Annotated in this window: 12 protein-coding genes; 5 read left to right on the top strand and 7 right to left on the bottom strand. The window is 65.4% G+C overall.

Annotated elements, in window-relative coordinates:
• Window positions 1-348: 348 nt before the first annotated feature.
• Window positions 349-819 carry a GNAT family N-acetyltransferase gene (locus EV292_RS21730; RefSeq protein WP_132911362.1) on the top strand — a complete coding sequence of 157 codons (471 nt, stop codon included), beginning with the start codon at window positions 349-351 and terminating at the stop codon, window positions 817-819.
• 200 nt (window positions 820-1,019) lie between these two features.
• On the opposite strand, the gene EV292_RS21725 is transcribed toward EV292_RS21730, so the two are convergent.
• A complete protein-coding gene (locus EV292_RS21725; protein ID WP_132911361.1) occupies window positions 1,020-1,202 on the bottom strand; it encodes a hypothetical protein in 183 nt (60 codons plus the stop codon).
• A gap of 247 nt (window positions 1,203-1,449) precedes the next feature.
• Between EV292_RS21725 and EV292_RS21720 the strand changes: the two genes are divergently transcribed.
• Entirely contained in the window at window positions 1,450-1,998 is a 549-nt protein-coding gene (locus tag EV292_RS21720) for a MucR family transcriptional regulator (protein ID WP_132911360.1), read from the top strand.
• A gap of 1,255 nt (window positions 1,999-3,253) precedes the next feature.
• Window positions 3,254-4,471, top strand: a complete 1,218-nt coding sequence (locus EV292_RS21710; RefSeq protein WP_243693911.1) for an aldo/keto reductase — start codon at window positions 3,254-3,256, stop codon at window positions 4,469-4,471.
• 2 nt (window positions 4,472-4,473) lie between these two features.
• Here EV292_RS21710 and EV292_RS21705 read toward each other — a convergent pair whose 3' ends face one another.
• Both EV292_RS21705 and EV292_RS21700 read right to left on the bottom strand, forming a co-directional pair.
• Window positions 4,474-5,721, bottom strand: a complete 1,248-nt coding sequence (locus EV292_RS21705; RefSeq protein ID WP_132911358.1) for an MFS transporter — start codon at window positions 5,719-5,721, stop codon at window positions 4,474-4,476.
• A gap of 116 nt (window positions 5,722-5,837) precedes the next feature.
• Window positions 5,838-7,088 (bottom strand): MFS transporter, encoded by a 1,251-nt coding sequence (locus EV292_RS21700; RefSeq protein WP_132911357.1) that lies wholly within the window; start codon window positions 7,086-7,088, stop codon window positions 5,838-5,840.
• A 259-nt stretch (window positions 7,089-7,347) separates the two neighbouring features.
• Here EV292_RS21700 and EV292_RS21695 point away from each other — a divergent pair, with 259 nt between their 5' ends.
• Together EV292_RS21695 and EV292_RS21690 are read left to right on the top strand one after the other, a co-directional pair.
• Entirely contained in the window at window positions 7,348-8,163 is an 816-nt protein-coding gene (locus EV292_RS21695) for a class III extradiol ring-cleavage dioxygenase (protein WP_132911356.1), read from the top strand.
• An 8-nt stretch (window positions 8,164-8,171) separates the two neighbouring features.
• Window positions 8,172-8,666 carry a VOC family protein gene (locus EV292_RS21690; protein ID WP_132911355.1) on the top strand — a complete coding sequence of 165 codons (495 nt, stop codon included), beginning with the start codon at window positions 8,172-8,174 and terminating at the stop codon, window positions 8,664-8,666.
• Window positions 8,667-8,813: 147 nt separating this feature from the next.
• Here EV292_RS21690 and EV292_RS21685 read toward each other — a convergent pair whose 3' ends face one another.
• The 4 genes from EV292_RS21685 to EV292_RS21670 form a co-directional block, all read right to left on the bottom strand.
• Window positions 8,814-9,920, bottom strand: a complete 1,107-nt coding sequence (locus EV292_RS21685) for a TauD/TfdA family dioxygenase (protein WP_132911354.1) — start codon at window positions 9,918-9,920, stop codon at window positions 8,814-8,816.
• 110 nt (window positions 9,921-10,030) lie between these two features.
• Window positions 10,031-11,533, bottom strand: coding sequence for a carboxylesterase family protein (locus EV292_RS21680; RefSeq protein ID WP_132911353.1), 1,503 nt, complete (start codon window positions 11,531-11,533; stop codon window positions 10,031-10,033).
• Window positions 11,534-11,552: 19 nt separating this feature from the next.
• Complete coding sequence (locus EV292_RS21675) at window positions 11,553-12,542, bottom strand: bile acid:sodium symporter family protein (protein ID WP_207913543.1); 990 nt, start codon at window positions 12,540-12,542, stop codon at window positions 11,553-11,555.
• A gap of 17 nt (window positions 12,543-12,559) precedes the next feature.
• Window positions 12,560-13,540, bottom strand: a complete 981-nt coding sequence (locus EV292_RS21670; RefSeq protein WP_132911352.1) for a PDR/VanB family oxidoreductase — start codon at window positions 13,538-13,540, stop codon at window positions 12,560-12,562.
• Between the last annotated feature and the right edge of the window lie 14 nt (window positions 13,541-13,554).

Here is a 13,554-nt window from a genome sequence, read left to right as displayed (position 1 = left end):
TCACCGTCGTTGTAACGCCTGGTCGTAAGCTCAGTCATATGCCTCACTCTTATCCAAGAGCGAGGCCCTGTCAGGTCAATTAGGGGGCCACCTCACGCCCACGCCGGTCCGCTCATAAATCCGCAGCGTAGTTGCAACGGTAATGCGTACCGATCCTCATCACGCTAAACCAGCGAGATAGCTGCGCCGAATGGTCGGATCACCTCGGAGGCCGACATGAACGAGTGACCGGAGTTGGGTGGCCGGCAGGTGGATCTGAGTGACCGAGCTTGGGTCTTGAAACGAGAGGACAGCGCACCGCAAGCGCCGCGATGGCGGATATATGCTGCCTAGTTTAAGGAGCAGCTTATGCACATCCGCTCCTTCTCCTCCGCCGACGGTCCCGCCCTCGCGCAACTATTTTACGAGACAATCCACCGCATTGCGGGACAGCACTACTCCTTCGAACAGGTCCAAGCGTGGGCACCAGGCGTACCAAGCGTTGAGCGGTTCGAGTCTTGGGCGCGAGACGGCCGACTCTTCCTTGTGGCGGCCGGCGAGCAGGACGAGCCGCTCGCTTTCTGTGATCTAGAGCGTGATGGGCACATCGATCATCTTTTCTGCCGCGCCGATTTGGCAGGTACCGGCGTGGCTTCAATGTTGTACGATGCTATCGAGCGCGAGGCGCAGAACGACGGTCAACAGCTCCTCTACGTGGAGGCAAGTGAACCGGCGCGGCGCTTCTTCTCACGCAAGGGCTTCAGCCTGGATCATCGCCGCGACCTCCTCGTCAGCGGAGTGCCCATTCACAACTATCGTATGACCAAGCACCTCGAGTGATGGTCGGAAAACGACCGCTTTCCTGCCAAGCCTCGACCAGATCAACGGCCTTGCGGCGCGTCACGGGTGTCGGTGGCGGAGATGAACGGGCGTCCGAAAATGGGAGCCGGGCAGGGCGCTGAAAGTGACCGGTTTTTTGGGTCCTCGGCACGAGAGGGTATGGGTCGCTAGCGCACTGATACCGGTTGGCACTCCTGACGCTACCAAGCTCGAGGTACTCCGCCGACTCTCTTAGCAGCGGCGGCCTCAACCTCGTTCAATTCCGCTTGCGTCAACACGCTGGCACTAAGAACCTTGCGCATCAGCTCGTCTAACAGCGCAGCGAGGAAGTGAACTTCGGCGCGCTCTGACTCAGTGTCTTCACCCTCTGCGTTCACCTGCATGCCGCGGCTCCCTCGATCGTTGAATGCGATCCAGGCATGACCACGGCAGCGGAGGGCACGCAAGAGGCGTGAACAGATGACGGCAGGCTCATGTTCGAGGGCGAGTGAGGCGCCACGCGTAACCGCGCCTGGGTCTCAGCATCAAAAGGTGACTTAGAGATCAAAAAACACACAGTAGATTGGAGAGGGGCGATCAGAACGCTGGACAGCGGATTTCCCGCCTCACTAGACCCAAAGAACCACCATTATGACCTCCGAGCCAAGCGCGCATGCGCCCGATACCATTGCGCTCGCCGCGGAATTGACAGCGGCCTGGCTCACTAATCCACACACGCGTGCAAGCTCGGCCGAGGTACTCGCCTTCCTGACGTCGATGCACGAGGCTGTGGAGGGTTTGTCGAGCCGCACTTCGGTCGCAGACGCCACGTCAGCGGCTGAGCATATGCCGGCGGTGTCGGCCCGCAAGTCGCTCGCTGATCCGGATCGGATCATCAGCATGATAGACGGCAAGCCGTACGCCAGTTTGAAGCGTCATCTCGCCAGCCACGGGCTCACGCCTGCTGAGTATCGCGAGCGCTTCAACCTCAAGTCAGATTATCCGATAGTGGCGCCGGGATACAGTGAGCGGCGCCGCTCACATGCGAAGCAGATCGGACTGGGGCGAAAGGCTGCGACAGGGGTGGAGAGCGCCGATGCTGCCATCGAGCAGGTGGCCGAGGAGGTCGTCGGCAAAGCGGAGAAGAGCGGCAGAGCCGCGCTTGGCGCCGCGCGCAAGACGCTGGGTATCCGCACTTAAGCTCGCTGCGCAGTGCGCCTTAGCAAGTTAGCAGCCGGTTGAACGACACGCCGTCTGGTTAGACGTGGGTCCTCGAAGAGGTCGCGAATGGCTCGGCGCCGGAACCTATTCCACCAACGTTGCCAGCGGTGCTCCGCAGCATCGTGGACCAGATGACAACGCTGGCAGAGCGCAGCCAGGTTGGAGCGCGCATTGTTGCCGGGATCGTGGTCGAGATGGGCGCAGGCCAGCACGACCTTGGTCGATCGCACAGACGAGAGTGCGAGATAGCCTGAGAGCGAAACTCGTCTTCCCAGATGCGATCGCCAGCACCCGGCGTCCGCGTCCCACCACCTACCATCTCCTAGGTGGATGATCCTGCGCAAGTGAGGGCGGCCACAGTGGTCGCACCGCGAACCTGCGCGTTTGAAGCGTACCGTTGCCGACAGCTGCTCCCAGTCAATGGGGTAGAGCCAGCGGTTCTCGGGACGTATCGGCATTCGGATTCTATGAGTCAGCGAGCGCGAGAACAAAAGGGAAAACTGACGGTATGACGGAAGAGCAGCTGGCGGTGGTTGCCGCTGTTGTTAGCCGGGCACCTGACTGGATCCGCCGGGATCTGTCATCCACCAACCCGGCCTTGAGGCAAAGGGCTGAGGAAGCGCTGGCCGCTATGCTCGCGGCAGGCCTTGGACACGCTCATTGAGCGAGAAGAGGTGCGGCCTGTGTGTGGCGTAGGTCGACGCATCCAGATGAACGAACGACGAAGGTCGGAAAGCGACCAGCGCCCTCTGGGTGACTGCTTTTGGATCCGCCACGCTTTCGGCATTGCTCGCGCGTAAACGGCGCCCGGATTGCGGCAGGGCAGCCTTGCAGCGTCATAGATTGAAGCGTATATAGGCCTGGCTGCGATGTTCTATGTCTATAGGTCATCCCCTGAGCCCCGAGCGTTCCAGCGTTCGGGGCTCAAACTTTTTTTAAGGACGCCCCGACGTTCCAGCGCCGGGACGTCCCCAACTCGGCCTAGTGGCGCGACAGCTCGATAATTTTCACTACCAAGCTGAGGAGCGCGACGACGAGCGTCGCGACGCCGAGTACCAGTGCTACGATTGTTGCGGTGTCTATATATATCACCTCCCTTGACCGCCCGGGTTGGGCTGCCACGGTCCGGATAGGCTCTATGGCAGTGATAAACTAGCCTTTCGACGCGGAGATGGTGGGGCCGCTCCGCTGAGGTGAGCCGACACGCCCTGACAGTGCCGGACAGCCGAACCATGTGTTGATCGCCGACAGCTCCGGATCGCTGCAGGCGGTTTTTGTTGCGGGCGCATACGCCCCGGGCAGTTTCAACGGTTGCACACAAACGAAAACGCTTCGTCACAAGGCGCAATCAAGAATAAGGGGTCTGTGGGTCAAGCCATTCTCCCTCGCGGCGGCGCTAAGGACGCTCATTCGAGAGAGGAATTGGGCGATGCAGGTCAGCAACATGGTCGCGACGTTGCCGGTCGTCGACCTGGGTAGCACCGGTCTTGCGATCACGCGGGTCGGCTTCGGCGCCTGGGCGATCGGCGGGGCGGACTGGGCGGTCGGCTGGGGCGCGCAGTCGGACGATGAGTCGATCCGCGCAATTCGCCACGCGGTCGATCGTGGCGTCAATTGGATCGATACGGCCGCGATCTATGGTCTCGGCCATTCGGAGGAGATCGTCGCGCGCGCGCTGGCGGAGTTACCAGAAAGCGGACGCCCTTATGTCTTCACCAAATGCGGGCAGGTGTGGGATCCGGCGGACCGCTACAGTAAGCGGCGCGTCGGGCGGCGCGACAGCATCCGGGGCGAGGTAGAGGGCTCGCTCCGCCGCCTGCGCGTCGATGTGATCGATCTCTATCAGATGCACTGGCCCGCTGAGGACGGATCGCCGCTGGAAGAATATTGGGGCGCGTTGCTCGAGCTGAAGGCGGAGGGCAAGGTGCGCGCGATCGGCCTGTCGAACCATGACGCCGCGCAGCTTCAGACCGCTGAGGCGATCGGCCATGTCGACACGCTCCAGCCGCCGCTGTCCGCGATCCGGCGTAAGTCGCTCGCCGCCGAGCTGCCATGGTGCCGCGCGCACGGCACCGGGGTGATCGTCTACAGTCCGATGCAGTCGGGGCTATTATCGGGGGCTTTCTCGGCCGAGCGCGTCGACGCGCTGGCCGATGATGACTGGCGCAAGCGGCATGCGGATTTCTCGGGCGAGGCGCTGCTCCGTAACCTGACAGTGGCCGAGGCGATCCGCGAAGTTGCGGCACAGCGTGGGGTGAGCGCGGCGGCGGTGGCGGTCGCCTGGGTGCTGGCGGTGGAGGGGGTGACGGGGGCAATCGTCGGCGCGCGTGCGCCCCAGCAGGTCGATGGCTGGCTCGCCGCCGCCACGCTGTCGCTTGGGGCGGCGGACCTCGCGCACATCAATGCAGCGATCCGGGAGAGCGGTGCAGGCGGTGGCCCGATCCCGGACTGATCTCAAGCGCGGTACAGCGCCGCAGCCGCGACTTTGCGAGGCGCGCGCGCGATCCGCGCCGGCAGTGGTACTATCGCCAGCGTCGCGATCAGCATCACCATCTGCATCGCGTCAATAGCGGGGCGATATGATCCGGTCGCGTCGAACACCGCGTTAAGCCCCGCGGGTATAAACCCCGAGACAACAGCAACGATGCCATAGGCCAGTGCCGAGACCTTGCCGAAATGCACCAGCCCGAACCAGCGCGACAGCAGCACCGGCAGCGCGCTATATTCCGCTCCCAGGCACACCCCCATCATTACCGCCGCCGCCAGCAGCGAGGGAACGGTGGTTGAACTGGCCAGCAGCCACAGCCCCGCAATGCCGACAAGGTAGAAGGGCACCAGCACCGCCGGTCGCTGAAACCGATCAATCAACATCCCGATCGCCCATTGCGCGCCCGCGCAGACCAGCGCGAAGGTGCTCACCGCTGTCACCGCCTCGCCCATCGCCATCCCGTTCGACAGCGTGATCGGCACCACCTGCGTGAACATCGCGGTCATGCATCCAGCGCAGATCCCGACGCTGAGCATCAGTCCCCAGAAGGCGGGAGTGTGGAGCACCTGCGTCAGCGTCAGGCCTTCCGCCGCGCCCCTCTCGACCTCGCGCGGTGGCGGGTCGCGGAACAGCGCGAAAACCACCGGCACGCCGAGAAGCAGGATGATCGCGGCGATCAGCATCACCACCCCGCGCCAGCCGAGCGATGGCAGCGCGCTCCCCGCGACCACCGGGAAGACCGCGGATCCGATACCGGTGCCCAGCCCCGCCGACAGCCCGATCGCGGCGCCGCGATCGCGGTCGAACCAACCGGCCAACGCCTTGGCCAGCGTCGGCCCTGCCATCGGCGCGCCCAGCGCGCAGATCAGCCCAAAGCCGGCGTAGAAGATCGTCACCTCGCCCGGCAACGTGGCGAACACGATCAGCCCGATCGCATAGAGCGTCAGCGCGCTCAGCAGCACGCGGCGTGGACCGAAGCGATCGACCAGCGTTCCGACGAGCAGCGTGAGCGCGAGCGCCTTGACCACCACAAGGCTCATCACGCCCGCCACCAGCGCGCGCGGCCAGCCAAAATCGGTCGCGATGGGGACGAGCAGGATGCCGAAAATTCCCAGCATTGTCTGCGACAGGCCTAGCCCGAACCCCACCGCCGCCGCGATCGCGACCCCGGTGGCGGGCGCCACAAGGCCGGTGTTGCCGATCGAACGAACCATCGCGCCACCTCCGTCACAGGCCGCGCCGCGGGGACGCCGCCTTGTGACCTCAGTCTATGCGCGGGCGTGTGTGATGCTTGCCCCTGCGCGTCCGCAAAGTTGACGTGCCGCGCGCTTTACAGCCCGACATGCGCCAGCCCGGCGACATCCTCATGCGTCACCCGGCGCGCGCCGAACGGCGGCAGCACCAGCATCAGCGCGGAGATACCCAGCAGGCACGCCTCGATCAGCAGGATCGACGGTGCATAGCTGCCATAGGAATCGAACATCCAGTCCATCGCCACCGGCGTGCCGCCCTGCGCGAGCATGACGATCGCGTAGATCACTCCGCCTATCGTGCCGTAACTGCGTAGCCCGAAATAACGCGAGATGAACAGCGGCAGCGCGCCGAACACCGCGCCTAGCCCCACGCCCAGCATCGCGCCCGCGACCAGCAGCGTCGCGCCGTCGCGATGTTCGAGCAGCCACAGCCCGGCGGTCGCGATCGCGAACGCGGGGGCGACAACCCGCGGCGAGGCGAAGCGGTCGAGCAGCGACCCCGACAGGATCTGCGCGGCGCTCGTCACCAGCGCCAGCGTCGACATGACGGAGGCGGCAGTGGCAAGGTCGAACCCGCGATCGGTCAGCACCGGGATGACGTGGGAGAACACCGCCGTCAGGCACCCCGATCCCAGCCCCAGCGTCGCGAGGATCAGCCAGAAGGCGGGCGTACGCAGCGCCTCCGCCAGCGTATGCCCCGCCAATTGCGGCACCGGTGCATTGATGCTGGCTGCGACGGGCGCGGGATCGCGCAGCAGGAACCATTGCAGCGGGAAACCGACGACGAAGATGATCGCGCCGATCAGCGCGTAGCTGGTCTGCCATCCCAAAGCGGCCAGGCTAGCGGCGGCGATGATCGGCATGATCGTCGCTCCCACGCCATTGCCGACCCCGGCGGAAATGCCGAGCATCAGCCCGCGCCTTTTGTCGAACCAGCCCGACACCACCTTGGAGAACATCGCTGTACACGGGATAGAACCCGCGAGCCCGACCAGCACGAAATGGCCGTAGAAGCTGGCGACCGTGGCGTGCGCCAGACTAATCGAGGCGACGCTCGCCGCTAGCAGGACGTTCCCCGCCAGCAGGATCGGGCGCGCGCCGAAGCGGTCGATCGTGCGGCCCACCAGCGGATAGGCGAGCGCGTTGATGATCGCGATTAGCCCCAGCACGCTTGTCACCTGCGCGCGCGGCCAACCGAAATCCTGCGCGATCGGGACCAGGAACACCCCGAACACCGCGCTGACCGTTGTTGTCATGCACAGCATGTTGCCGATCGTGCAGGCGATGACCACGCCCAGAGCGGTTCGCGAATTCTCGGTGGCTGACATGAAAGACGCGCCTCACAGAGTCGGTTGCCCCGGCAGACGAACGCCTCGCGGGCTCCACGTCAAAGCCAAAGCGACCAACGCCCGCGTCGGACAAGAAACAGTTCGCGAGGCGTCTAGTCCGATCCGGCCCTGTTCCGCTCGATGGGTGGGCTGGATGCGCGCAACAACTTTCCCGGCGCATCCCGACAAGTGGAACTGCGCGCCGCGTGGCTAGAACCCACTAGCATCATCCACTGTATCGAAACGGGGATTTCATCGCATGACGGGCGTAACGCAGCCGACCTTGTTCATCCCGCACGGGGGCGGGCCGTGCTTCTTCATGGACTGGTCGCTGATGGGCGAACCGGCGGATACATGGGACAAGACCGCTGCCTGGCTGCGCGGGCTCGCCGCCGACCTGCCGGAGAAGCCCAAGGCGATCCTGGTCGTCTCGGGGCACTGGGAGGAGGCGGAATTCACCGTGGCCTCAGTGCCGGCGCCGGGGATGATCTACGATTACAACGGCTTCCCGCCGCACACCTATCAGCTGCAATATCCCGCCCCGGGATCGAGCGACGTCGCGCGCCGCGTCGTCGAGCTGATGCAGGACGCCGGAATCCCGATCCGCGTGGATGTGCGCCGCGGGTTCGATCACGGGGTATTCATCCCCTTCCTGCTTGCCTTTCCGGACGCGGATATCCCGGTGGTGCCGCTGTCGCTCAAATCGAACCTCGACCCCGCCGAGCATATCGCGGCGGGCAAGGCGCTGGCAGCGTTGCGCGATGAGGGCGTGCTGATCGTCGCGTCTGGCATGAGCTATCACAACATGCGCGCCTTCCGCACGCCGATGGCAACCGCACCCTCCGCCGCGTTCGACGGCTGGCTCACCGACGCGCTGGGGCAGGACGACGCCGGTGCGCGGTTGGGGCAGCTCGCCCAATGGAGCGAGGGTGATGCCGCGCGCAACGCGCACCCGCGCGAAGAGCATCTGCTGCCGCTGATGATCGCGGCGGGCGCGGGTGCCGACTCTCCCGGTGAGCGCATCTTCTCCGACGTCGTCATGAAGGCGACCGTCTCCGCGTTCCGCTTTGGATAAGGACCGACATGGAAAACCCGACCACCCTGATCTTCGTCGATCTCGCCTCCGATGACCCCGAGGCGACCGGCGCCTTCTACGCCGAGGTCTTCGGCTGGACCAATGAGGGGCGCCCGACGGGGGTCTATCACCGCCTAGTCCCGGGCGGGAACTTCCGCCACAAGGACGGCACCGAGAGCGCGATCGGCAACCTCCACGTCGGCATCTACAATTCCGCCAATGCGCGCCCGCATCCCGCTACCGAGGGTGCCGGCCCGCGCCCGCTGTCGCGCGGCACCGATCACAAGGCCCGCATCTGGCTATTGATAGGCGACAACCAGAACGCCGACGACATCCTCGCCGCCGCTGAGGCGCGCGGCGCCAATGTGCTTTGGCGCAACCATTATTGGAAAGAGTTCAACGGCCTGAACTGGGCGTTTGAGGACCCTTGGGGCAATGAGATCATCCTATGGGGCAAGGCCGGAGAACCGGCGGTGGTACCCGAGGGCTTCACCCGCGAATAAAGCGCGCTTGAGTCGGAAAATGAAAAGGGGGCCGGACATGCAGCGTGTCCCGCCCTCTTTTCTTGTCCCCCGGCGCTCCTGCGTGCGCAGAAGCACATAAGCCGGCTTCGCCTTCCCTCCTGCGATCGAAGAAGCCGGGCTCCGAGCTTAGCCGTGGTCCGCCAGCAGGCGCGGCACCGGCGCGTCCTTGATGCGGAAGAAGCCTTGGTCATCTACGGTCACGCCCTCGCGCGGCTTGTGGCGCACCTGCACCACGCCGTTCTTGCCGAAGCCGTCGATCACCGGGCGGTCGCCCTGCCGGCTCAGCCACAGGCGAAGCAGGTGCCGACGGCGCTGCGGCTCGGGGTAATCGTCGAACCCGGTACGCGCATGCAGCGCGGCATAGTTCGACAGCCACTGGATATCGCCGGGGCGAAAATCCATCTCGATCGCCATGCCGGGCTCATAAGCGATTTCGTCGAACAGCTTGAGCACCTCGATCTGCGCGTCAGTCAGTTTCGGCACGCCCGGGTAATCCTGCGCGGTCAGGATGTAGAGCGATCCCGCATACATGCTGAACACGCCGTCGGTCAGGTCAATGATCGGCGAGGTATAGGTGTCGGCGGGCGCGCGCACGTCCTGGCGGCGCCAGTCCCAGTGGTATGGCTCGAGCAGCAGGGGCGCGAGATCGGGGCGGCGGCGCAGGATCTCGTTGTAGATCTGCGCGCCCGAGACGAGGCACGACGCGCCGCCTTCCTTGGCCGGGCGCAGGCACATCAGCGCGACGATGTCCGACGAGTCCGAATGATAGACGAGGCCGTCGCGCACCTTGGACGATTTGGCGGTGGGATCGTCCATCGTCTTGTCCGAGGTGGCATAAACCGAATCGATCAGGTCGCCCTTCTCATTCTGGCGGATCGGATCGCCCATGTGCAGCCCGAGGATGTAGTAGATCGCGGCCGACAGCGCATCCGAATAGAGATGCGTGCGCAATCCGCGCACCAGCACAAAGCCGCGCCCGCTATCGACATCGCGACCCCATTCCAGCACCGCTTCGGCACAGGCGGTCAGCGGATATTCTTCCTTCTGAACAAAGCGCAGATCGGGATCGGCCTCGACAAAGCGCGTACCGAGCTCTTCCAGCTCCGCCAGCTCCTCGGCGGACAACTGGTAAATCCAGCCGTCGCCCTTTGATAGCACGTCGCCGCGCCATGCGGCTTCAGTGTGGATTTCCTCCAGCGGAGCAGCGGGCGTGATCGCCGCGGCGATGTTCATGATGATGGGCCTCCAGCCATTGCCGGGTTCGGGGGAATATCCACCCGACCATCGTTAGGATAACAGCGCCCCCGCCGATCGACTTGTTCGTGCGGACCCCATTGCTTGATCTACCTGGCGTCCGCCGATCCTGCCGCCGCCTCGATCAGATCGAGGCGCGGGCGCGCGAAGTCGATGACCGTGCTGGTGCCATAGGCGTTCATCAGTTGCAGGCGGTCGGCGTGGGGGGTGAACGCGGGCCAGTCGGGCGCACCGGCATGGTTGGGGTTGCCCGTCCTCGCGAACGCGAGCCAATAATCCCCCATCAGCCGCGCGGTCGCATGATCCGCCGCGGTCCATTGATAGCCCGGGCGCGGCGGGCCGTTGTCGAACACGAACGGTATTTCGTCGGCATGGCCCACGCCAGGCGTGGTCGCGCGCAATTCTTCGGGCACATAGGCGAAGCGATAGAGATAGACCGGCGCGCCGTGCGCCGCCTGCAGCTTGGCGCGCCAGCGTGCGGGTTCGGTCATCGCATTCTCGCCCCAGAGCCGCCCGATCTGCCTTTCACGCGTATTACCTAAGGCGGCGTAGGCGGCGAGCAGCGCGGGGGCCTTGTCGCCGAACTGGCGCACCATCATCTCACCTCCGCCGGGAAACCAGCGCAACAGGCTTTCCTCGAAATCGTTGGCGCCGACCAGATAGGGTACCTTCGCCGCCAGCCCGATGCGGAACGCGACATCGGTGCGCGCGACGACCAGCTTTCCGTCGATTACCGGGCGCGCGGGGACGATGACCGGGGCGTCGAGGATCGTGTCCGCGCCGAGCGCACGCAATTGCGCGAGCGTCGTCGCGTGCTTGGTCGTAGCCCAGGCGCTGCATTTTGCGGCGGCGGCCTCGACCGAATCGAGCACGTCGTTGCGCCCGCCAGACTCCGATATCGCCTTGGCGAACAGCCCTTTGGCGGCGGGTGAGGTCATCAAGAAATTGACCGACGAGGCGCCCGCCGATTCGCCGAAGATCGTGACATTCGCGGCATCGCCACCGAACGCCGCGATATTGTCGCGGACCCATTTGAGCGCGGCGATCTGGTCCATCATCCCGTAATTCGCGATCGGCTGCCCCGCCTGTTCCTTGAGAAGTTCGGGATGGACGAAGGTCCCGAACCGCCCGAGCCGATAGTTGAGCGTCACCACGATCGCGCCGCGAGCCGCCAGCGCGGCACCGTCATAATCGGGCATTGACCCCGAACCCATGATGAACGCCCCCCCGTGAATCCACACCATCACCGGCAGTCGCGCGGCGGGCGTCCCGTGCGGACGCCAGATGTTGAGAAACAGGCAATCCTCGCTCTGCTGATTGGTGTAGCCGGCGGGGAGCGGGTTGTTCTTCGAATCCTGCACGCAGTCCGCGCCGATCACGCTCGCCTGCCGCACTCCCGTCCATCGCGATGCCAGGGCGGGCGCGCGCCAGCGCAGCGCGCCGATCGGCGCCGCGGCATAGGGCACCCCCAGAAACGCTTCGACCGCCCCCGTGTCCTTTCCCTCGATCCGTCCCGCCGGCGCATCGACACGCGGACCGGCGAGGGCAGGCGAAGCGATCGCGCACAAGACGAGCAGGGCAAAGCGCTTCATACGGGTCGCTCCCTTGAGGTCAGGCGGTGGCGGGGTTCGCGGCGGCTGCATCGTCCGCGCCGCGCGCGAACGCCTGCGCCATCGCGGCGCAGACGATGAGCTGGAGTTGGTGGAACAGCATCACCGGCAACAGCACCGGCCCCAGCGCCGCCGGCGGGAACAGCGTCGAGGCGATCGGCACCCCGGTCGCGAGGCTCTTCTTCGAGCCTGCGAACAGCATCACGATCCGGTCCTCGCGCGCCAACCCGATCCGCGCCGATGCCCACCAGGTCAGCGCCATCACCGTAGCCAGCATCGCGGCGGAGACGAGCAGGATCGCGGCGATATCGGCGGCGTCCACACGATTCCACAAGCCCTCGACGACCGAGGCGCTGAATGCGGAAAAGACGATCAGCAGGATCGAGCTGCGATCGACGCGGCCCACCAGCTTGCGATGCCGGTCGATGACCTTCCCCATCCACGGGCGCAGCAAATGCCCGGCGGCAAATGGCAGCACCAGTTGCAGCACGATCTTCTCGATCGCAGTGGTCGATACGCTTGCGCTATGTCCCATCAGCAGCGCAACGAGGAACGGCGTCGCCATCACGCCCAGCAGGCTGGAAAAGGACGCGCTGCACACCGCCGCTGCGACATTGCCGCGCGCGATCGCGGTGAAGGCGATCGACGACTGGACAGTGGAGGGCAACAGGCACAGGAACAGGATGCCGTCGAGCACGCCCGGCGCCATGTGCCCCGTCAACGCGGCGCGGATTGCCAGCCCCAGCAGCGGGAAAAGCGCGAAGGTCGTCGCCAGCACCGCCGCATGGAGCCGCAGGTTGCTGAACCCCGAGACGATCGCCTCGCGCGACAGCTTGGCGCCGTGAAGGAAGAACAGCAGCACGATGGACACTTCCGCGGCGATCTCCACCGCCTGCGCTGCGAGCCCGCGCACCGGCGCGATGCTGGCGAGCACCACTAGCCCCAGCATCAGCACGATGAATGGATCGACCCAGCCGATCGTACGGGACATTATGCGCCGCAACGCGCTCACAGGTCGAGCACCAGATGCGCGGACTTGGCCCCTGAACAGCAGACCATCATTGTCCGGTTCGCGGCCTTTTCCGCATCGGACAGCACTTCGTCGCGGTGATCGGGCACGCCGTCGAGCACCGTCGCCTCGCACGCGCCGCAAATCCCCTCGGCGCAGGAATGCGGGATGTTGATCCCCGCCGCCTTCAGCGTCTCAAGGATCGTCGATCCTTGCGCGACCGCGTAGCAGCCGCCGGTGCGCGCCAATTCGACGGTGAACCCGCCCTCGGTCGCTGCGATGCCGGTGCCCGAGAAGCGCTCCAGATGGACGACGGCGTTGTTCACCCCGGCGGCCTCTGCCGCATCGACATAGGCATCGAGCATCCCGGACGGCCCGCAGGCATAAAAATGGCTGCCCGCGGGTGCCTCGGCAAAGATCCGCGCGAGATCCAGCCGCGCGCCGTGATCCGCCTCGAACACCGTCTCGAACGTCGTCGCCAACCCTTTCAGCACCGGCGCGATCTCGTCGAGCAGCGGCGCGGTTGCGGCGCTGCGCGCGCCGAAATGGAAGGAAAAGGGCCGTCGCAGCGTGCGCAGCCGCTGCGCCATTGCCCAGAGCGGCGTCACGCCGATTCCGCCCGCGATCAGCACACTGTGCGCCGCGTCCTCAATCAGCGGAAAATGGCAACGTGGCGCGCTGACGGTGATGACGTCGCCTTCGGAGACCTGTTCGTGCAGGTGCCGCGACCCGCCCCGGCTGTCGGCGTCCAGCGCGACCGCGACGACATAGCGCCCGCTGTCCGCCGGATCGTTGAGCAGCGAATATTGCCGGATCAGATCGGGGGTCAGGTGGAGGTCGATATGCGCGCCCGCGACGAACGGCGGCAGTATTTCGCCGGCGTCGGGCAGCAGATCCAGGATCGCCACCGCCCCGGCGCTGCCTGTCGCCCCCGTCACGCGGATCCGATCGACCCGCACGCTGATCTGTTCGACGTCCACCGCTATCTTATCCC

This window comes from Sphingomonas sp. BK235 (assembly GCF_004345855.1).
Lineage (GTDB): Bacteria > Pseudomonadota > Alphaproteobacteria > Sphingomonadales > Sphingomonadaceae > Sphingomonas.
The sequence above is the reverse complement of the archived record's forward strand: the minus strand, read 5'-3'. Positions and strand labels throughout refer to the sequence as shown.

Excerpts from the sequence above, each read along its gene's own strand:
- EV292_RS21730 (WP_132911362.1), top strand. The coding sequence starts at position 349 with ATGCACATCCGCTCCTTCTCCTCCGCCGACGGTCCCGCCCTCGCGCAA.
- EV292_RS21725 (WP_132911361.1), bottom strand. The coding sequence starts at position 1,202 with ATGCAGGTGAACGCAGAGGGTGAAGACACTGAGTCAGAGCGCGCCGAA.
- EV292_RS21720 (WP_132911360.1), top strand. The coding sequence starts at position 1,450 with ATGACCTCCGAGCCAAGCGCGCATGCGCCCGATACCATTGCGCTCGCC.
- EV292_RS21705 (WP_132911358.1), bottom strand. The coding sequence starts at position 5,721 with ATGGTTCGTTCGATCGGCAACACCGGCCTTGTGGCGCCCGCCACCGGG.
- EV292_RS21700 (WP_132911357.1), bottom strand. The coding sequence starts at position 7,088 with ATGTCAGCCACCGAGAATTCGCGAACCGCTCTGGGCGTGGTCATCGCC.
- EV292_RS21695 (WP_132911356.1), top strand. The coding sequence starts at position 7,348 with ATGACGGGCGTAACGCAGCCGACCTTGTTCATCCCGCACGGGGGCGGG.
- EV292_RS21690 (WP_132911355.1), top strand. The coding sequence starts at position 8,172 with ATGGAAAACCCGACCACCCTGATCTTCGTCGATCTCGCCTCCGATGAC.
- EV292_RS21685 (WP_132911354.1), bottom strand. The coding sequence starts at position 9,920 with ATGAACATCGCCGCGGCGATCACGCCCGCTGCTCCGCTGGAGGAAATC.
- EV292_RS21680 (WP_132911353.1), bottom strand. The coding sequence starts at position 11,533 with ATGAAGCGCTTTGCCCTGCTCGTCTTGTGCGCGATCGCTTCGCCTGCC.
- EV292_RS21675 (WP_207913543.1), bottom strand. The coding sequence starts at position 12,542 with ATGTCCCGTACGATCGGCTGGGTCGATCCATTCATCGTGCTGATGCTG.